This window comes from Microbacterium sp. SORGH_AS_1204 (assembly GCF_030818935.1).
Classification (GTDB): Bacteria; Actinomycetota; Actinomycetes; order Actinomycetales; family Microbacteriaceae; genus Microbacterium.
The window spans coordinates 2851375-2868925 of the sequence record NZ_JAUTBD010000001.1 but is presented as its reverse complement, the minus strand read 5'-3'; the positions used below and the strand labels follow the sequence as shown (position 1 = coordinate 2868925).

At 70.6% G+C, this 17551-nt stretch carries 19 protein-coding genes, 1 tRNA gene and 1 pseudogene; 8 read left to right on the top strand and 13 right to left on the bottom strand.

The annotated features are described in order from the left end of the window. Positions 1–186 precede the first annotated feature (186 nt). Together QE410_RS13170 and QE410_RS13165 are read left to right on the top strand one after the other, a co-directional pair. A complete protein-coding gene (locus QE410_RS13170; protein WP_307332862.1) occupies positions 187–1284 on the top strand; it encodes an ABC transporter ATP-binding protein in 1098 nt (365 codons plus the stop codon). Beyond that, positions 1281–2375, top strand: coding sequence for an ABC transporter permease (locus QE410_RS13165; protein WP_307332858.1), 1095 nt, complete (start codon positions 1281–1283; stop codon positions 2373–2375). The genes QE410_RS13170 and QE410_RS13165 overlap by 4 nt, the downstream gene beginning before the upstream one ends. A gap of 335 nt (positions 2376–2710) precedes the next feature. Here QE410_RS13165 and QE410_RS13160 read toward each other — a convergent pair whose 3' ends face one another. The 3 genes from QE410_RS13160 to QE410_RS13150 all read right to left on the bottom strand — a co-directional run bounded on the left by QE410_RS13160 (position 2711) and on the right by QE410_RS13150 (position 5107). After that, a complete protein-coding gene (locus tag QE410_RS13160) occupies positions 2711–3547 on the bottom strand; it encodes a DUF72 domain-containing protein (RefSeq protein WP_058230987.1) in 837 nt (278 codons plus the stop codon). After that, positions 3544–3735, bottom strand: coding sequence for a hypothetical protein (locus tag QE410_RS13155; RefSeq protein ID WP_058230988.1), 192 nt, complete (start codon positions 3733–3735; stop codon positions 3544–3546). The genes QE410_RS13160 and QE410_RS13155 overlap by 4 nt, the downstream gene beginning before the upstream one ends. 376 nt (positions 3736–4111) lie before the next feature. After that, the gene (locus tag QE410_RS13150; protein ID WP_307332855.1) at positions 4112–5107 is read right to left on the bottom strand and encodes a GTP-binding protein; all 996 of its coding nucleotides are present in this window, start codon (positions 5105–5107) and stop codon (positions 4112–4114) included. 79 nt (positions 5108–5186) lie between these two features. Between QE410_RS13150 and ykgO the strand changes: the two genes are divergently transcribed. The 3 genes from ykgO (at position 5187) to QE410_RS13135 (ending at position 6002) form a co-directional block, all read left to right on the top strand. Continuing rightward, a complete protein-coding gene (gene ykgO / locus QE410_RS13145) occupies positions 5187–5309 on the top strand; it encodes a type B 50S ribosomal protein L36 (protein ID WP_307332852.1) in 123 nt (40 codons plus the stop codon). Positions 5310–5406: 97 nt separating this feature from the next. After that, on the top strand, positions 5407–5709 hold the full coding sequence (locus QE410_RS13140; RefSeq protein ID WP_307332849.1) for a helix-turn-helix transcriptional regulator: 303 nt from the start codon (positions 5407–5409) through the stop codon (positions 5707–5709). Then, positions 5706–6002, top strand: a complete 297-nt coding sequence (locus QE410_RS13135; RefSeq protein WP_307332846.1) for a hypothetical protein — start codon at positions 5706–5708, stop codon at positions 6000–6002. The genes QE410_RS13140 and QE410_RS13135 overlap by 4 nt, the downstream gene beginning before the upstream one ends. Positions 6003–6105: 103 nt before the next feature. On the opposite strand, the gene QE410_RS13130 is transcribed toward QE410_RS13135, so the two are convergent. The 9 genes from QE410_RS13130 to QE410_RS13090 all read right to left on the bottom strand — a co-directional run bounded on the left by QE410_RS13130 (position 6106) and on the right by QE410_RS13090 (position 12926). Next, the gene (locus tag QE410_RS13130; RefSeq protein ID WP_307332842.1) at positions 6106–6849 is read right to left on the bottom strand and encodes a GntR family transcriptional regulator; all 744 of its coding nucleotides are present in this window, start codon (positions 6847–6849) and stop codon (positions 6106–6108) included. 3 nt (positions 6850–6852) lie between these two features. Next, positions 6853–8187, bottom strand: a complete 1335-nt coding sequence (locus tag QE410_RS13125; RefSeq protein ID WP_307332839.1) for an aspartate aminotransferase family protein — start codon at positions 8185–8187, stop codon at positions 6853–6855. Continuing rightward, entirely contained in the window at positions 8184–9533 is a 1350-nt protein-coding gene (locus tag QE410_RS13120; protein ID WP_307332835.1) for an MFS transporter, read from the bottom strand. Before QE410_RS13120 ends, QE410_RS13125 begins: the two co-directional genes overlap by 4 nt. Before the next feature lie 244 nt (positions 9534–9777). After that, positions 9778–10002, bottom strand: a complete 225-nt coding sequence (locus QE410_RS13115) for an RNA-binding S4 domain-containing protein (RefSeq protein ID WP_307332832.1) — start codon at positions 10000–10002, stop codon at positions 9778–9780. A 34-nt stretch (positions 10003–10036) separates the two neighbouring features. Then, on the bottom strand, positions 10037–10450 hold the full coding sequence (locus QE410_RS13110; protein ID WP_307332829.1) for a hypothetical protein: 414 nt from the start codon (positions 10448–10450) through the stop codon (positions 10037–10039). Beyond that, positions 10447–10917, bottom strand: a complete 471-nt coding sequence (locus QE410_RS13105) for an XRE family transcriptional regulator (RefSeq protein ID WP_307332826.1) — start codon at positions 10915–10917, stop codon at positions 10447–10449. Before QE410_RS13105 ends, QE410_RS13110 begins: the two co-directional genes overlap by 4 nt. Before the next feature lie 166 nt (positions 10918–11083). Next, positions 11084–11159, bottom strand: a tRNA-Met gene (locus tag QE410_RS13100). 83 nt (positions 11160–11242) lie between these two features. Beyond that, complete coding sequence (locus QE410_RS13095; protein WP_307332823.1) at positions 11243–11896, bottom strand: GntR family transcriptional regulator; 654 nt, start codon at positions 11894–11896, stop codon at positions 11243–11245. 124 nt (positions 11897–12020) lie between these two features. Continuing rightward, entirely contained in the window at positions 12021–12926 is a 906-nt protein-coding gene (locus QE410_RS13090) for a DMT family transporter (protein WP_307332820.1), read from the bottom strand. Between the two features lie 63 nt (positions 12927–12989). Here QE410_RS13090 and QE410_RS13085 point away from each other — a divergent pair, with 63 nt between their 5' ends. Beyond that, the gene (locus QE410_RS13085) at positions 12990–13925 is read left to right on the top strand and encodes a hypothetical protein (RefSeq protein ID WP_307332818.1); all 936 of its coding nucleotides are present in this window, start codon (positions 12990–12992) and stop codon (positions 13923–13925) included. A gap of 57 nt (positions 13926–13982) precedes the next feature. Here the strand turns inward: QE410_RS13085 and QE410_RS13080 are convergent, their stop codons facing one another. Beyond that, the gene (locus QE410_RS13080) at positions 13983–14390 is read right to left on the bottom strand and encodes a YccF domain-containing protein (protein ID WP_307332814.1); all 408 of its coding nucleotides are present in this window, start codon (positions 14388–14390) and stop codon (positions 13983–13985) included. 140 nt (positions 14391–14530) lie between these two features. Here QE410_RS13080 and QE410_RS13075 point away from each other — a divergent pair, with 140 nt between their 5' ends. Then, the gene (locus QE410_RS13075) at positions 14531–15007 is read left to right on the top strand and encodes a general stress protein (RefSeq protein ID WP_307332811.1); all 477 of its coding nucleotides are present in this window, start codon (positions 14531–14533) and stop codon (positions 15005–15007) included. A gap of 63 nt (positions 15008–15070) precedes the next feature. Continuing rightward, positions 15071–17508, top strand: a pseudogene (locus QE410_RS13070) (ATP-dependent helicase). The last annotated feature ends 43 nt before the right edge of the window (positions 17509–17551 follow it).

Below are 17551 nucleotides of genomic sequence, written 5' to 3'. Positions count from 1 at the left end.
GCCTTGGCGGCATCCTGAGTCCGACGGCGCCGGGTCGAGACGAACGAGCCCGCGGCGGCGCCGACACGCGCGGGCGTCGGCGCCGGCCGGATTGCCGATCGTGCCGCGGAATCGCCCGCCGGTCGCGCGCTCGGGGCGGCCCCTCCGGCGGGGGCGGTGTCGGAGGCCCCCTCTAGGGTGGGGCGCATGGATGCCGGTATCGACGTCGCAGGGGTGAAACGGTCGTTCGGGGCGGTCCACGCCGTCCGCGAGGTCACGTTCACAGCGGCGCCGGGGCGGGTGACCGGTCTCGTCGGCCCGAACGGATCGGGCAAGACGACGCTGATGCTCATGCTCGCGTCGCTGCTGCGTCCCGACGAGGGGCGGATGCGTCTCGGCGGCGTCGACCCGGTGGCCGATCCGGCAGGAGTCCGGCGGCTGCTCGGATGGATGCCGGATTCGCTCGGCGCCTGGCCGAGCCTCACCGCGCGCGAGGTGCTCGTCGCCACCGCACAGCTCTACGACCTGACGCGCGAGGCCGCGCGCACCCGCGCCGACGAACTGCTCGAGCTCGTGGATCTGACCGCGCTCGCCGCCTCGCCGGCGCGGGTCCTCTCGCGCGGGCAGAAGCAGCGCCTCGCCCTCGCGCGGGCGCTCGTGCACGACCCGCGAGTGCTGCTGCTCGACGAGCCGGCATCGGGCCTCGATCCGCAGGCCCGCATCGCGCTGCGCGTGCTGCTGCGACGCCTCGCGGCGGAGGGGCGCACGATCCTGATCTCGAGTCACGTGCTGTCCGAACTCGAAGAGGTCGTCGACGACGCGGTGTTCCTCGTCGAAGGGCGCACGGTCGGCAGCGATCGCATCGCGGCGGCTGCCACCCGGGTTCGCGTGTGGCGCGTGCGTGCGGCCGCCGACACCGCCCGGCCGATGGATGCCGTCCGCCTCGACATCGCGTCCGCTCTCGGCCGCACGGGGCCCGAGGTCGGCGTCGACCGACGCGATGTGCTCGTGCCGTTCGCCGACGAGGCCGCCGCGGTCGCGGGGCTTCGTTCGTTGGTCAGCGCCGGGCTGCCGATCGTGGAGTTCGCGCCGGCGGTCGGCGATCTCGAGCACGCGTTCCTCGATCTGAGAGCCGACGCAGCGGGCACCCCCGACGCGGCCTCGACGCCCCGATCCTCCCCGGGCGCCGCTCCGACTCCCGAGTCGGCGCACCCCTCGCCTCGTTCGCCCTCACCGTCGCCCGGTGCGCCGCCGAGACCGGCCGCCCCGCCCGAAAGCCGGTCCGACGACGGGAGCAGCGCATGAACCTCCACCGCCTTCGCACGATCGTCGGGATCGAGCTGCGACAGCGCGTGCGCTCCGTCGCCTGGTACGTCCTGCTCGGCGTCTTCGCCGTCATCCTGGTCGGGTTGCTGGTGCTGTCGTTCGCCTCGTTCTCCCTGTGGAGCGGTGGCAACGAGCTGTTCTTCTCGTTCGTCATCATGCTGGTGCTGTTGCTCGTGCTGCTCGTGTCGCCGACGTTGAGCGGCAGCGCCGTCAACGGCGATCGGGATGCCGCGACCCTCGCGCCCGTGCAGATCACGCTCGCCACCACGGTGGAGATCGTCGTCGGCAAGTTCCTCGCCGCCTGGATCTCGGGACTCGCGTTCCTCGTGGTCGCTCTGCCCTTCCTGCTCGTGTCGACGTTCGCGGGCGAACTGAATCCGCTGGTCATCCTCACGTCGCTGCTGATCCTGGTGATCGAGGTGGGAATCGTCGCGGCGATCGGCGTGGGGCTGAGCGCGATCCTCGCCAGGCCGCTCTTCTCCGTCGCGAGCACGTATCTCATCGTCGCCGCCCTGACGATCGGCACCCTCCTGGCCTTCGGTCTCGGGTCGACGGCGCTGCGATCGACGCAGGAGACCGTGGTGCGCGACATCGACGTCGACTCGGTGCCGGTGGGATGCAACCCCTACGGTCCCACCGACCGGGAGGGGTGTCCGTCGCCCTCGGAGATCGGGTGCGTCGAGACGACCTCGTATCGGGAGGTGCCGCGCTTCGACCGGGTGTGGTGGCTGCTCGCCGCGAACCCGTTCGTCATTCTGGCCGATGCGACGCCGCCCACGTACGACGAGGAGTACGGCTCGCCGAGTGATCTGTTCTCGCAGATCGCGTACGGCGTCCGCTTCGCGCAGATCCCTCCCGAGCCTCGCGAGGTGGTGCAGTCGTGCGGGCAGTACCTCTCGCAGGATCAGCCCCCGTACGAGACGCCCGAGCAGCAGATTGCCGGGACGACCCCGAGCTGGTTCGTCGGTCTGCTCGTTCAGGTCGTGCTCGCCGGCGGTCTGATGGCTTGGGGGATCGCCCGTACGCGGACGCCGGCGAAGCGACTGCCCCCGGGGACGCGTATCGCCTAGGAGCGCGTCGTCTCGCGCGCGGATATCGGCGGGGAGCACCGCCGGAGCCTCGCGTCGTGCGAGAGGGGAACGGCTCGCGCGCGGGGTCTGGCGAGGCGACAGTCTCCGGGGACGCGTATCGCGCAGCAGTGCGAGGCGGCGCGTGCGAACGCTGATGGCCGCAGCGCGGGCCTCGGGGCGCGTCGCCAGTGGAGCCTTAGCGCGGGAGCCCGGACACCGCCGCTGGTGGGTCCGCCGCGCAGCCGCTCCGCGAGCTCCGGCGACCTTTCAGCGCAGCCGCTCCGCGAGCGACGCCCACCCTTCAGCGCAGCCGCTCCGCGAGCGACGCCGACCCTTCAGCGCAGCCGCTCCGCGAGTGCCATGGCATCCCATGGCGCTCGTCCGCGCGCATCGTTGTCGAAGTACGCGTAGACGTCGCGGGGCAGCCCGTCGGGCGTTGCCGAGCCGTCGAGCCAGCCCCGGATGCGATCGGCCCACGTGTCGAGCTCGGCGTCGGTGTACCCGCTGGCGTAGAGCTCGCGAGAGCCGTGGAGGCGCACGTAGACGTGATCGGCGGTGACGGCGTCGAACGCCGGCCAGCGTCCGGCCGTGTCGGCGAGCACGAGGGCGACGTCGTGCGCGCGCAGCACCTCCACGGCGCGCGGGTCGGCGAACGACGCCGAGCGGGGTTCGAGCGCGTGACGCAGCGGCACATCGCTCTCGATGTCGAGCCAGGTGCGTCCGTCGAGCCGCTGGTCGTGGTTTCGGGCCAGCGCGAGGGCGTCACCGCTGGTTCGCGGCAGCTGTGCGAGGAAGTCGTCGAGGACACCGGCGTCGAATTCGAGGCGCTCGGGGAGCTGCCAGAGGAACGGGCCGAGCGTCGGTCCGAGGGCGAGCACGCCGGAGGCGAAGAAGTTCGCGAGCGCGGTGTGCACGCCGACGAGCCGCAGCATGTGCGTGACGTACCGCGAGCCCTTCACGGCGAACACGAACCCGTCGGGCACCTCGGCGCGCCAGCGCTGGTAGCTGGACGGCCGCTGCAGGGAGTAGAACGACCCGTTCAGTTCGACGCTCGGCATCCGCTCGGCGGCGTACGCGAGCTCGCGCCGCTGCACGAGCCCGCGCGGGTAGAAGTCGCCGCGCCAGCGCGGATACCGCCACCCTGAAATGCCGACGAACGCCGAGGCGGTCAGGCGTGGCCCTCCGCGGCGGGGAATCCGGGGTCGGGCTCGAGGGCGTCACCGGTGTGATCGTCGAGGTTCACGTGCTCTTCGGCCTGCGCGGCGTCTTCGCGCACGTCGTCGGTCACCGCATCGGTGGGGGCGGCGGAGTCGGCGCGGGCGTCGTCGGCGTGACGGGACGGAATGTCAGGAGTGCTCATGCGCCCACGGTGCCGCACGTGCGCGGCCCGGTGTACCGGCTTGACAGCGCGGCCGTCTCGCTCGTTGAGAGGGCGTCGCCGGGGGCGAGGCCGTGCTGCGGGGCGGGTCGCGGCGGGTTTGGGGCGTGATCGGCGAGTCGGGGCGTGATTTCGCCGCCCCGACGTGCGAAAGCCGCCCCAACCCGGGTACTCCTGCTCCAGGGTGCGAATCTCGCCCCAAACCCGGTCTTGCCGCTCTGGGCGTGCGCTGCTTGAGTCGGGGCGAGGTTTGGGGCGTGATCGGCGTCTTGGGGCGTGATTTCTCCGCCCCGACGTGCCGAACACACCTCAAACCCGGCCCTTCGGCTCCGAGCGCACGCGGGCAAGAACGACGCGTTCAGTTGGTGGCATCCGGAATCGACGGTGCCGCCGCGGGCCACGCCGGTAGCGGATCGTCGAACGCCACCCACGCCGAGGGGCCGGCGGCGAGTTCGTCGTCGGTGAGTGCCGCCTGGTCGAGGACGTGCGCCAGCTTCGGGGCCGAGAGATCGAGGCCGGTGAACGCGATCTCCTGCCCCATTCCCATGCGGCCGTCGTCGGCGCCCAGGGGCTCGATCCACATCGCCGACCCGACGTGCTCCCATCGGGCGAGGATGCCGGGACGCGACGCGAGACGGCAGAATCCGGCGGAGCGCACGAGGCGTCCGGCCGCGCCCTCATCGAGACGGTCGAGGGCGGCCGACAGGCGCGCGGGATGGAACGGGCGCAGCTGCTCGTAGCGCAGGGTCATGACGCGGTTGTCGCTCATGTAGGGGTCGTGCTCGCCGTTGAGCGCGCGCACCCAGCCGGCGCGCTCGAGGATCTCGCCCTCGTGCACGGCTTCGGAGCGCAGATCGCTCAGGGGATCGCGCGAGAGCCGCACGACAGCGGTGGGATTCAGGTGCGACGCGAGCGCCATCTGTACGGCGAGCGCCGGCGTGGGCACCTGTTCCCAGTTGATCCAGACGATGCGGGTCGCCAGCTCCAGCGCGAGCGCGGCCTGCCGGGCGCGCGCGCCGACGTCGCCGCGGGTGTCGCCGACGCGGACGGATGCCACGAGCGGGGCGTCGTCGAGAAGATCGCCGATCATGTGCCGGGCGTCGACCACGCACACCGCCTCGACCTCGGCGCCGCCCCGTGCGCCGATGGCGTGGATGAGGTCGACATCGCCCGCGAGGTCGACGACGACGTCCGCATCGGCCGGACGGGATCGGGGGTGCGGCAGGGCGTGCGGGGAGCGCAGGTCGGCGTATCGCAGCAGGTGCAGCGAGCGGTCGAGCGCGACGGCGGTGCGTTCGGCGTAGGCGCGGCGTTCGGGGGCGCAGACGCCCATGACGGCGATCGTTCGGCTCATGGCATCCACCTCTCGTTTGTCAGGGAGCTCTCGACACCTTACCGTGTTGTTGAGAACGGTTATCAACAAGGAGGATGCCATGAAGGTTCGCGCGTCGATCAAGTCGCTCAAGAAGCAGCCCGGGGCGCAGGTCGTGCGCCGCCGCGGCAAGATCTTCGTCATCAACAAGCTGAACCCGCGGTTCAAGGGGCGTCAGGGGTGATGCGCGCGGGGTCTCGATAACGCGAACGAGAACCGTTCCCGATTAGGTGAACACATTGCAATCTGTGCATGTGTATGGTGTCGTGGATGCCGTGGACATGATCGCCGGGCTCGACGAGGCTGCGGAGCTGTTCAAGGTTCTCGGCAACGAGTCGCGACTCGCGCTCGTGTGGCTGCTGAGCCGCGAACCGCTCCTGGTCGGCGCGCTCGCCGACCAGGCCGGCCTGTCGCAACCGCTGGTGTCGCAACACCTGCGGACGCTGCGGCAGGCGGGGCTGGTGAGCTCGGAACGCGAGGGCAAAGAGATCCGCTACGCCCTCACCGACCAGCACGTCGCGCACGTCGTGCTCGATGCGATCGCCCACGCACAAGAATCGACCGACCAGGGGAACGAACAATGAGCATCGCTGAAACCCACGCCGAGCACTCCGTCGACGAGCACGCCCACGGCGACGACTGCGGCCACCAGAAGATCCAGCACGGCGACCACGTCGACTACGTGCACGGCACGCACCACCACGCCCTGCACGGCGACCACTACGACGAGCACGAATCGAAGGCCGAGCACACGGTCGACGAGCACGCGCACGGCGACGACTGCGGGCACGAGAAGGTCGAGCACGACGACCACGTCGACTACGTGCACGACGGGCACCGTCACTCGCTGCACGCCGACCACTACGACGAGCACTGAGTTCGAGCGGCATCCCGTGTCACGAGCGCGGGATGCCGGGAGTGGGGGCCCGCTTCTCCTTCGGGAAAGGCGGGCCCTTCCGTCTGCCGACGGCGGCGTCGTCTCAGGCGTCCCCGTGACGTTTCCAGTTGGCGGGCAACGGCGCGAGCTGCAGGCGAGTCCGGTCGGCGCGGAAGGCGTCGAGCGCCCACTCGAAGGGCGCCCCCGCGTCGTCCCAGGCGATGCGGCGCAGCACGAGGAGCGACGCGCCCTGATCCACGTCCAGCGCATCGGCCTGCTCGGCATCCGCTGAGACACCCTCCACCGTCTCCTCCGTCCTGCCGATGCGAAGGGAGAAGACATCGCGCAGCAGGGCGTATAGCGAGCCCGACAGATCCGCGCGTTCGATACCGGGGAAGCGTTCTGCCGGAAGCACCGATTCGTCGAGCGACCAGCTGCTGCCCTTCACGCTGCGCAGCCGCCGCAGCCGGACGACGGGTGCGCCCGGGTGCAGGCGCAGAGCGCGGGCTTGCGCGGGGGTCGCCTCGACGACCTCGCACCCCCGGACCTTCGTCATGACGTCGTATCCCTGCTGGCGCGCGATCGCCGGCACGCCCAGTGTGGTCTTGACCTGCCGCTGCAGCTTGCCGTCGTCGGCGAAGACGCCACCGGTGCGTCCCATCGCCCGACGCACCTCGTTGCCCGCTTCGAGACGGTCCAGGGCCCAGCGCAGAGCGGCCCGGCTGACGCCGAACCGCTCCGCGAGGCCACGCTCGCTCCCGAGGCGCTCGCCGGGGAGGAACGCGTTGGCCGTCATCCATTCACGCAGTCGATGCTGCGCGACCTCCCCGGCCGTGCCCGTCGTCATGGGTCAATGTTCGACCACCGACAGGGCCTCGTCCAACGCGGCGATGACCGGGTCGATGTCGGAGGACTGGAAGGCGAGCGGGGGTCGCAACTTCAAGACATTGCCGTGGGGCCCGGCGACGGAGGTCAGCACGCCCCGTCGGCGCAGTTCCTCGAGCACCCGCAGTGCCGCCACGGTCGCGGGCTCCTTGGTGTCGCGATCGGTCACGAGCTCGAAACCGATGAACAGGCCCGCCCCTCGCACGTCGCCGACGAGCGGGTGCGTCAGCGCCAGCATCGACAGGCGCTCGAGCAGCTCCGCGCCGACGCGAGCGCTGTGCTCCATCAGGCGCTCCTCCTGCAGCGTGCGCAGCACCGCAGATGCCGCGGCCATCGATACGGGATTGCCGCCGAATGTGTTGAAGTACGGCAGATGGTCGCTGAAGGCGGCGAGCACGTCGCCCCGGGCGACGAGGCCCGAGACCGGCATCCCGTTGCCCATGGGCTTTCCGAGCGTGACGATCTCGGGGTCCAGATGATGACGGTCGAACCCCCAGAACGTCTCGCCGGTGCGTCCGAAGCCGGGCTGCACCTCGTCGGCGATCACCACGCCGCCGCCCGCCCGAACCGCGGCCGCCGCGTCGGAGAGCATGCCCCGCGGCCCGGGGAGCACCCCGTCGGAGGAGAGGATCGAGTCCACCAGCAGGGCGGCGACACCGTATCCGTGCTCGTCCAGGTCGGCGATCGCGGCGCGCACGTCGGCGGCGAACCTCGCACCCGCGGCATCCCCCTCCCGGTAGGTGTCGGGGGCGGCGACCGTTCGCACCTCCGGGGCGAGGGGCTGGCCCGATCCGAGCGCCGGCGATGCTCCGCTGGTCAGGTCGCTCGTGCCGTGGTACGCCTCGGCCGTGACGATGATGCCGCGGTGACCGGTGTACTGCCGCGCGACGCGGATGGCCAGATCGTTCGCCTCCGAGCCCGTGCACATGTACATGGCCCGATCGATGTGCGCGGGGAACGTCTCCAGCAGGCGTTCGGTGTAGTCCACGATGGTCTCGTGCACGTAGCGGGTGTGCGTGTTCAAGCGGGACATCTGCTCGGTGACCGCGGCGACGACGGCCGGGTGGCAGTGGCCGAGGCTCGCGACGTTGTTGTACATGTCGATGTACTCGCGGCCCTCCGCGTCCCACAGGCGCGCACCCTCACCGCGCACGAGGTGCACCGGCTCGCGGTAGAACAGGCGGTACGCCCCGCCCAGCACGCGCTGACGTCGGCCGATGAGCCGCTGCAGGTCGGTCTCGTCGCCGTCGGCGGCGAATCCGCGGAAGCTGTTGGCTTCCATGATGCTGGAGCCGCTCATCGCGCCACCCCCTCGGCGGCGACGATCTTCTCGTCGACCGGCTCGGACGGCATCCGGTTCCAGCTCGGCGCCAGGATGAGCGCGGCGACCACCGTGGCGCCGCCGAACACCAGGAACAGCGTCGACCCTTCGAAGTAGCCGGGGAGCAGGCCCCCGAGCACGGCTCCCACGGCGCCGGCGCCGTTGACGAAGCCGATGGATGCCGCGGCGGAGTCGTCGGTGCCGAAGTCGACGGCAGCGACCGCGGACACGACCGAGTCGGCGCTGTACAGGGCGAAACCGAGGGCGGCGAACATCAGTGCCAGACCCCACACCGATCCCGTGGCCGTGAGCGGGTAGAACAGAGCCAAGCAGACGGCGGTCACCACGAGGGCGATGACGGCCACCGGAGCGCGTCGTGCGCCGAAGAGGGTGTCGGAAACCCACCCGGCCACGATGGGAGCAGCGAGTCCGGCGACGCCGAACGTGACCGGCAGGACGATGGCCGACAGGAAGTCGAGATCGGGGATGCGTTCGACCGCGATGATCGGGCCCCACAGCAGGATCGCGTACCGGGCGGGCTTGAGAAGGAAGTACACCGCCCCGAGGCGCACGACGTCGCGGTTGCGCAGCGCGTCGCGAAGGGCTTGGAAGGTGGAGCGGGTGCGCCGGGGAGCGGCGACCGCGTCGCCGGTGGTGTCGACGGCGCTCTCACGAACGAGCCCGGCGTCCTCGGGGGCGTTGCGCTGGAAGATCGCGAACAGCACGGCGACCGCCGCCACGATGAGCGCCGCCGCGATGAAGGCGGCCCGCCACGAGTCGAACACGGAGTACGCGAACCACCCGGCCAGGGGTGCGCCGACGAGTCCGCCGAAGACGTACGTCGTCGACCAGAACCCGATGACGCGCCCGCGCGTGGCGGGGGAGAAGAACTGCGACACGTTCTTCAGCAGGGGTCCCCACCCCGACGACTGCGCGAGGCCCTGGACGATCACCAGCGGCAGGAAGAGCACGAGCGCCGGCACGACGCCCATCAGCAGGGCCGCGGCGGCCGAGCTGATCAGACCGCCGATGATCACGACACGTGCTCCCCAACGGTTGGCGATGCTCCCCCACACGAACTGCCCCACGGCGTAGGCGATGAGGTAGGCGGCGTCGAGGTTGCCGAGCATCTCTCGGGTGAGGAATTCGCTGGCCGACGGGTCGTCGAGGATGCCGAGCTTCGCCGCCGACATCGCCTGTCGGGTCACGTAGAACGCGGCGTAGGCGATCCAGGTGATCGCGAAGATGCGCACCTGCCAGTGCCGAACGGTGCGCGTGCGGCCCGCCGTCGTTCCTCTCTCAGCCGTCAAGGGCGTGTCGGTCATGGGTCTCAGCTCCTCCTCCCACGCCGTCGGTCGGGTGGGTCGGCACGACGCTAATGGTCGATTTTCGCGCGTCCCGGGGCGGTGACGAGGCTCTTACGAAACCGACCCCAACCATTTACGCCGAGGGCTCATCGGCGGCAACCATTTACGTCCGAGTGACAATCCGCCGCTTTCTCCGCGCGAAGACCCGCCGTCTCCGACACCCGCGGAGCGCAGCCTCCGGCGGCTCGGAACCCGTGCCCGCTCAGGCCTGGACGCGGAAGGAGCGCCCCTCGAACGTCACGACGTCGCCGACCTGCAGCTGCCGACCGCGGCGGCGATCGATCTCGCCGTTCACCTTCACGTAGCCGTCGATGATCGCCTCTTTCACGTCACCGCCGGAGTCGAGCATGCCGGCGTACTTCATGAACGAGCCGAGGCGGATCATCTCGCTGCCGACGGGGACGTCCTGGGGTGCGGGGGAGGTCATGCCTCCAGCATGACAGTCGGGTCGACGCCGCAGCTCATTCCGGATCCGTCGCTTGCGCCGCACGCCTCCACTGCGCGACGAACGGCGGCAACTCGACGGTCAGAGACACCCATAAGAACTCGTCGTTCATGGCGCGATACCCGGAGTGCGACGCGATGTTGCGCATCGTCCGGAGGGCCCGCACCACCTCGTCCGGGGTGCCTGTCAGGAAGTCCGCGAAGTCATCGACCTCGAAGAGGGCTGCCGCACGGATCACGGCCATCGAGCCCGACGCATAGGCGGGTGAGTTGCGGCACAGGTCACTTCTGCCACCGCTCGTCGCGTGGAGAACGAACGCGTCGATGGCGTCGAGGCTGTCGAGGAAATTCTCCCGAGCCACGTCTTTCGACGAGTTCTCCGCCCGCGGCGCACGCGTGAAACGTGCGGCCGCCGGTTCTGGACCCGTCACAGCGCCACCGTCGGTGTGGATGCCAGGAACGCAGGGCGCCGCTCGTCGTCGACGATCACATCGATTGGGAAGCCCGTGAGCTCCTCGACGGAGTTCGTGAACGCGGCGATGTCGAAGTATCCGCGGCCGCTGTCGACGCGGGCGAGGAGATCGATGTCAGATGTGAAGTGATCGGCCCCCGTTGCGACAGAACCGAACACTCGGATGTCGCGAAGTCCATATCGCGCTCCCGCGTCGACGATCGCCCCGGCATGCTCCTCCACCGCCAGACTCGGGCGGTAGTCAGCCGCCCGGAGGAGGCGCATCAAGGCGTCCTCGCTGGGGGTTCGCAATCCTGTCTCGATCGCCGCGACATTCGGCTGACTCATTCCGGCGGCGCGCGCCAGCTCGGCCTGAGACATCCCTCGATCGATGCGTGCAGCGCGCACGAGCTGAGGTGCGCGGTAGCGGTCGAACCGTACGCTCACGGTATACCTCCGTGGTATATCGTACGGCAGCCGATCGCGGCCGTCTCGGTGAGGCGTTCATGGCCGGCCGGGCGGCGAGGGACATCGCATCGCAGCCGAGCGCGGCACGCCCTGCAGGCGACGGTGCCGTGCTCGGGTGAAGGCCAAGCGATTCGTCGAGCGGAAGTGGACGCGACGGCGGGAGTCGAACCCGCCACGCCTTCGGTTATGAGCCGAGGCCCGGGACCGCCCGGATCGCCGCGATGTGACCTCAACGCTAACCCGAGGTGCGGGAGGGACTGAAGAAGCGTTGCGAGACGTGACGCGATATGTCGCCGTGTGGCGCTCAGCCGGCGCGGCGGCCGTCGATGATCGCCCGCGTGGAGTGCTCGAGATGAGCGCGCACCGCTCGCTCGGGGTCGGCCAGGGCCAGCGCGACGTAGGCGCGATGCTCGGCGGTGAGCGAGCCGGGCGCGTACGCCGGCCGCACGTGCGTGAGCAGCAGGTGCATCTCGGAGTCGAGGCGCCGGTACTCCTGCGCGATCCGTGGCGAGCCCGCCGCCTCGACCAGCGCGAGGTGCACGCGCGCGTGCGCGGCGAGCGTCGCCGGCCAGTCGCCGGTTTCCTCGGCCGCGGCGAGGTCGTCGAGCGCCGCGTCGACGCCGGGAGGATGGATGCCGCGGTCGCGGACGATCCGCAGCGCCTCGGTCTCGAGGGCGCACCGCAGCTGCTGCAGGGCCACCAGGGCGTCGTCGTCGAGCGACGAGACGCGCACGCCGCGGTACGGCTCGGCGGTGGCGAGGTGGTCGGCGGTGAGTTTCGCGAGCGCGGTGCGCGCGGTATGACGGGAGACGCCGTGCGCGGTGCTCAGTTCCTCCTCCCGAAGCGGGGTGCCGGGGGCGAGGTCGCCCGACAGGATGCCGGCGCGCACGGCGTCGGCGACCGCGTCGGCGGTGCGCGGGCCCGGGGCGGCTGTCGTCCGGCGAGGCGGGGGGATCACGGGGGCCGTGCGGGAACTTTTCCCGACCGGGGGAGGGGGCACCGCCGCGGAACCGCCTGCGCCGTCCGTTACGGCGGCCGGGTGGAGCTCGGGACGCGACACCGCAGCGGCGCCCTCGTTCGCGTCACGCTCGGGCCGTGGCATCCGCGATCCCCTCCCGTCGACGCGACGGAACCGACACCACGGCGAGGCCTACCGCGATGAGCGCGAGGCCGAGAGCGCCCAGCGGGGTGAGCTGCTCGTGCAGCACGAACAGCCCCAGCAGGGTGGCAGCGAGCGGCTCGGCGAGGGTCAGGGTCGACACCGTCACCGCGGTCAGGCGCGTCAGGCCCCAGCCGAACAGCAGGTACGCGATCGCGGTCGTCACCACTCCGAGCCAGACCGCCAGGGCGAGGCCGTTCGGGGTGACCAGCCACGATGACCCGGCGATCAGCAGCACCGGGACGCTGGCGACGGCGGCGACCCCGAAGACGGTGCCCATGACGCGTGTGGAGTCCCACCCCCTCTCGATCAGCGCCTTGCCGCACACCGTATAGAGGGCGTACGACATCCCCGCCCCGGCCGAGGCGAGCAGGCCGCCGGGGCCGAGAGTCACCGAGCCGCCGGTCACGCCCGACACGAGCACGACGCCCGCCAGGGCGATGGCGGTGGCGAGCATCCATCGTGAGGAGGGTGCGCGGCGCAGGCGCACGGCATCCACGATCCCCGTCGCGATCGGGGCCGAACCCAGCGCGACCACCGTGCCGATGGCGACGCCGTTCTCGCGCGTGCCGAGGAAGAAGAGGGGCTGGTAGGCGAGCACGCCGATCGCGCCGATGGCGATGAGCGCCGACGTCGACGCGCGCGAGCCGCCCGCCGCACGCACGGAGGAACGCCGGGCCAGGGCGATGAGGCCCAGGATGCCGCCGCCCACGACGATCCGCGCGGCGCCGACCGCGAGCGGAGAGGCGTCGACCCCCGCGAGCGCCTGCGCGGTGCCGGTCGTCGAGAAGCACAGGGCCGCGGCGAGAACGGCCAGCGCGGGAAGCATGGATGGATTGTTACACAATCTCGCATGACGTGGAGGCCGGAAGGCGGCGGGTAACGTAGATGCATGGCGACGACGACGGGGCGAGGCATTCTGGCCCTGGGCGTCATTGGCATCCTTGTCGTCTCGGGCGCGATCCTCGCCGTGGTGGTCGATCCGTTCACCCGCGAGCCGATGACGGTCGACCCCGCGACCGAGTGGTCGGCGCGGGTCCTGCTCGTGCTCGGGGTGACCTGGGTCGGCATCGGCATGGTGGCCGCGCGTACGCGGCTCGTGCGCCGCCCCGGAGCCGCGGCGGCACGCGCCAGCTGGATCGCGTCGACGAGGCCGTGGCGGGCGCGGGAGTCGAGTCTCGGCCTGCTTCCCCTCGACCGCTGGCTCATGATGCTCGTCCCGGGGGGCATTCTCGTCGCCACACGCATCGTGCAGGCTCCACGCGACGGGCTCTGGAGCGTCGCATTCGCGATCCTGGGGTGGCTCGTGTTCGCCGTCGCCGTGCGTCTGCTGCTCGGGCGACGCTCGCCGTGGCCGATCATCGCCGCGGTCGGCGGCGCCATCGTGCTGCGCTGCGTGGTGGCGCTGATCGCCGTGTCGCTCTCGGGGCTCGACGGCGTCTGGCCGGAGCTGTGGTCGTCGTCGGCCCTGCGCATCCTCTACGTGACGGTGGCGTTCGCGCTGGTCGCGTGGGTCTTCGTCGTCGCCGGGTGGTCGCTCGGCGCGCAGCTCGGACCCCGTCGCGCCGCGGGCGTCGCGCTCGCCGGAATGGGGGCGGCCTACGCGCTGCCGGCCGCGACGATCGCCGTCATGGGTGCCCGCGATGCGCTGCGTTCCTGGAACGAGCAGGTCGGCGTGCTGCCGTGGGACCTCGCCCGCCTCACCGGCGTGCGCGAGGGCGCTTTCCCCGTCGAGGTCGTCGCCACCACGGCGGCGATCGGCGCGGTGGTCACCCTCGCCGGCATCCTGCTCGCCCTGCCGAAGCGCACTGCCGACCGGGTGCGCTGACGCGGTTCCCCCGCGCCGTCGCCGAGGCTGCGGGGCCGGCGTTCCGGGCGACGACGTTCAGCGCGTGAGCGTCTTGTCGAACGGCCCGCCGCGGCGGATCTCGCGCACCTCGGTGCCCAGCGGCATGAGCGACACCGGCACGAGCTTGAAATTCGCGATGCCGAGCGGGATGCCGATGATCGTGACGCACAGCAGGAACCCCGTGAAGATGTGCCCCAGCGCCAGCCACCAGCCGGCGAGCACGACCCAGACGATGTTGCCGAGGAGCGAACCGAGGCCGGCGGTGGGCTTCGACACCGTCTCGCGACCGAACGGCCACAGGGCGTAGACGCCGATGCGGAACGACGCGATGCCCCACGGGATCGTGATGATCAGGATGCAGAGCACCACACCCGCGGCGAGGTAGCCGAGGAAGAGCCAGAAGCCCGACAGGATCAGCCACAGGATGTTGAGGATGAGGCGCATGGGTCCATCTTCGCGTCCGCGGCTGAGTGGCATCCATGGTTTGACAGGGTCCGCCTAACCGGGTGAGACGGCCCGCGCAAGCGCCCCTCGCGTGTCGCCCCGTGCGGTTTAGCGTGGAGCCATCGAGGGAAGGGAACCCCATGTCTGACGTCACCCGCGCCACGCCGGAACGCCGCATCCTGTCGAGCTTCAGCGATTACACGGGCGCTCAGGCCGCTGTCGACCGTCTCTCCGACGCCGGGTTCCCCGTCGAGCACACCGCCATCGTCGGGCACGGCGTGCGCATCGTCGAGCAGGTGACCGGGCGCCTGACCCGGGTCCGCGCCGCCGGGCTCGGCGCCGCCTCGGGAGCCTGGTTCGGCCTCATGATCGGCGTGCTGCTCGGCCTGCTGAGCCCGGGCGGCTTCCTCGGCCTGCTGCTGCTGGGTCTCGTGCTGGGCGCGGTGTGGGGAGCCGTCTTCGGTTTCATCGGCCACGCCTTCACGGGCGGCCGTCGCGACTTCTCGTCGGTGCAGGGATTCGAGGCCGAGCGGTGGGACGTGACGGTGGATGCCGAGCACTTCTCCCGCGCGCAGTCGCTGCTGTCGTCGGGCGCGGCGGGCGAAGCGCGCGCCTAGCGATCGGCACGGCGGGATTCGGCCGGGGCCGATGTCGGAGGCCCCGCTTAGACTTGACCCGCCATGACCGACGCCTTCACGCCCCTCATCGTCGGCGGTCCCGCACCGTCGGACGCCCGCCCCGACGTCGACCTCCTGCAGGGTCTGAACGGTCCCCAGCGCGAGGCCGTCACCTACCGCGGGCAGGCTCTACTCATCGTCGCGGGCGCGGGGTCGGGAAAGACCAGCGTGCTGACGCGACGCATCGCTTCGCTGCTGCGCACGCGCGAGGCGTACCCGAGCCAGATCCTCGCCATCACCTTCACCAACAAGGCCGCGGGCGAAATGCGCGAGCGCGTGCACCAGCTCATCGGGCAGAAGGCCGACGGCATGTGGATCTCCACGTTCCACTCCGCCTGCGTGCGCATCCTGCGGCGCGAGGCCGAGCAGTTCGGGTTCACCAAGGCGTTCACGATCTACGACTCGGGCGACTCGCGCGCACTGATCAAGCGGCTCGTCAAAGAGCACGAGGGTGACTCGTTCGGTCTCACCCCCGCCGGCACCCAGAGCCGCATCTCGAAGCTCAAGAACGAGCTCGCCGACGCCGAGTCCTACGCCCGGTCGGCGAACATGAGCGACCCGGCCGAGCGCGTCTTCGTCGAGATCTTCTCCTCGTACCAGCGTGAGCTGCAGCGGGCGAACGCCTTCGACTTCGACGACCTCATCGCCCAGACCGTCTATCTGTTCCGCGCGTTCCCCCAGGTGGCCGACGTGTACCGCAAGAGGTTCCGGCACATCCTGGTCGACGAGTACCAGGACACCAATCACGCCCAGTACGCGCTCATCCACGAGCTGACGCGGCCCGTCGGCTCCGACGCCGAGCCGTTCTCCTCCGGCGGGATGATGATCTTCGAAGCCGAGCCCAGCGGCGAGCAAGCGGCATCCCTCACCGTCGTCGGCGACTCCGATCAGTCGATCTACGCGTTCCGCGGTGCCGACATCCGCAACATCAGCGAGTTCGAGCGCGACTACCCGGGCGCAAAGGTGGTGCTGCTCGAGCAGAACTACCGCTCCACGCAGAACATCCTCTCGGCGGCCAACGCGGTCATCTCGAACAACTTCGACCGCAAAGACAAGAAGCTGTGGACCGACGTCGGTGCGGGCGACCCCATCATCGGCTTCACCGGCTACTCGCAGCACGACGAGGCACAGTTCGTGGCCGACGAGATCGAGGCGCTGCACAAGAACGGTGTTGACTACTCCGGCGTCGCGGTGTTCTACCGCACCAACTCGCAGTCGCGTGCGCTGGAAGAGATCTTCATCCGATCGGCCGTGCCCTACAAGATCATGGGCGGCACCAAGTTCTACGAGCGCGCCGAGATCAAAGACGCCCTCGCCTACCTCGTCGCCGTCGCCAACCCCGCCGACGGCATGGCCGTGCGTCGCATCCTGAACCGCCCCCGCGCCGCGGTATCGGCGACGTCACCGAGACCGCCATCGCCCGCTACGCCGCCGAGCACGGCATCACCTTCCGCGACGCCCTCGCCAACTCGGCGCAGCTCGGCGTGGGCCCCAAGCTGCAGAAGGCCATCGACCAGCTCGACGCGGTGCTCACCGAGGCCACGGCCGTCATGCTCCCGGCATCCGGAGAGCTCGCTCCCTCCACGTCGGTCACCGAGGGCCTCACGCTGCTGCTGAACAAGAGCGGCTACTTCGACGCCCTGCGCGCGAGCAAAGACCCGCAAGACGAAGCGCGTCTCGAAAACCTCGACGAGCTCGTCGCCGTGACCCGCGAGTTCGCGCGCAACAACCCCGAGGGAACGATCATCGACTTCCTCACCGAGGTGACCCTCGTGGCGGATGCCGACGACCTCGACGATGCATCCGGTTCGGTGTCGCTCATGACCCTGCACACCGCCAAGGGCCTCGAGTACGACGCGGTGTTCCTCACCGGTGTCGAAGAAGACCTGCTGCCGCACCGCATCTCGGCGAACGAGCCGGGCGGCCCGCAAGAAGAGCGTCGCCTGTTCTACGTCGGCATCACCCGCGCTCGCAAGCGACTGCACGTCTCGCTCGCCATGACCCGTGCGCAGTTCGGCGAGGTCACCGTCGCCATGCCGAGCCGCTTCCTGCAAGAGATCCCCGCCGACCTCATCGACTGGCGGCAGTCGCCGGGCGACGTCAACGGTCGCGGTGGGTCGCAATCACGGGCACTGAATGCGCGTGCTCGACGCCCCGGACAACCCGGGGGCGGCGGCAACCGCTACGGCGACGACCTCGTGCCGCTGCCCAAGCGCGCGCCGGCCGACCCGAGCAAGTTCCCCAACCGCATCCCCGCGAAGGTGCGCGACAACGGCGACATGGTGCTCGCGTCGGGCGACCGCATCCGCCACGACGACTTCGGCGAGGGGCGCGTGGATGCCGTGACGGGCGAGGGCGCGAAACGCGTGGCGCACGTGCGTTTCGACACGGTCGGGCCGAAGAAGCTGCTGGTCAAGATCGCACCGATCGCGAAGCTCTGAGGCTCTTCCGGCCGGTCGGGTGAAACGCCCCGGCTAGGCTTGA

Excerpts from the sequence above, each read along its gene's own strand:
- QE410_RS13085 (WP_307332818.1), top strand. The coding sequence starts at position 12,990 with ATGGCGACGACGACGGGGCGAGGCATTCTGGCCCTGGGCGTCATTGGC.
- QE410_RS13140 (WP_307332849.1), top strand. The coding sequence starts at position 5,407 with ATGATCGCCGGGCTCGACGAGGCTGCGGAGCTGTTCAAGGTTCTCGGC.
- QE410_RS13150 (WP_307332855.1), bottom strand. The coding sequence starts at position 5,107 with ATGAGCCGAACGATCGCCGTCATGGGCGTCTGCGCCCCCGAACGCCGC.
- QE410_RS13090 (WP_307332820.1), bottom strand. The coding sequence starts at position 12,926 with ATGCTTCCCGCGCTGGCCGTTCTCGCCGCGGCCCTGTGCTTCTCGACG.
- QE410_RS13115 (WP_307332832.1), bottom strand. The coding sequence starts at position 10,002 with ATGACCTCCCCCGCACCCCAGGACGTCCCCGTCGGCAGCGAGATGATC.
- ykgO (WP_307332852.1), top strand. The coding sequence starts at position 5,187 with ATGAAGGTTCGCGCGTCGATCAAGTCGCTCAAGAAGCAGCCCGGGGCG.
- QE410_RS13080 (WP_307332814.1), bottom strand. The coding sequence starts at position 14,390 with ATGCGCCTCATCCTCAACATCCTGTGGCTGATCCTGTCGGGCTTCTGG.
- QE410_RS13170 (WP_307332862.1), top strand. The coding sequence starts at position 187 with ATGGATGCCGGTATCGACGTCGCAGGGGTGAAACGGTCGTTCGGGGCG.
- QE410_RS13165 (WP_307332858.1), top strand. The coding sequence starts at position 1,281 with ATGAACCTCCACCGCCTTCGCACGATCGTCGGGATCGAGCTGCGACAG.
- QE410_RS13120 (WP_307332835.1), bottom strand. The coding sequence starts at position 9,533 with ATGACCGACACGCCCTTGACGGCTGAGAGAGGAACGACGGCGGGCCGC.
- QE410_RS13075 (WP_307332811.1), top strand. The coding sequence starts at position 14,531 with ATGTCTGACGTCACCCGCGCCACGCCGGAACGCCGCATCCTGTCGAGC.
- QE410_RS13130 (WP_307332842.1), bottom strand. The coding sequence starts at position 6,849 with ATGACGACGGGCACGGCCGGGGAGGTCGCGCAGCATCGACTGCGTGAA.
- QE410_RS13135 (WP_307332846.1), top strand. The coding sequence starts at position 5,706 with ATGAGCATCGCTGAAACCCACGCCGAGCACTCCGTCGACGAGCACGCC.
- QE410_RS13155 (WP_058230988.1), bottom strand. The coding sequence starts at position 3,735 with ATGAGCACTCCTGACATTCCGTCCCGTCACGCCGACGACGCCCGCGCC.
- QE410_RS13125 (WP_307332839.1), bottom strand. The coding sequence starts at position 8,187 with ATGAGCGGCTCCAGCATCATGGAAGCCAACAGCTTCCGCGGATTCGCC.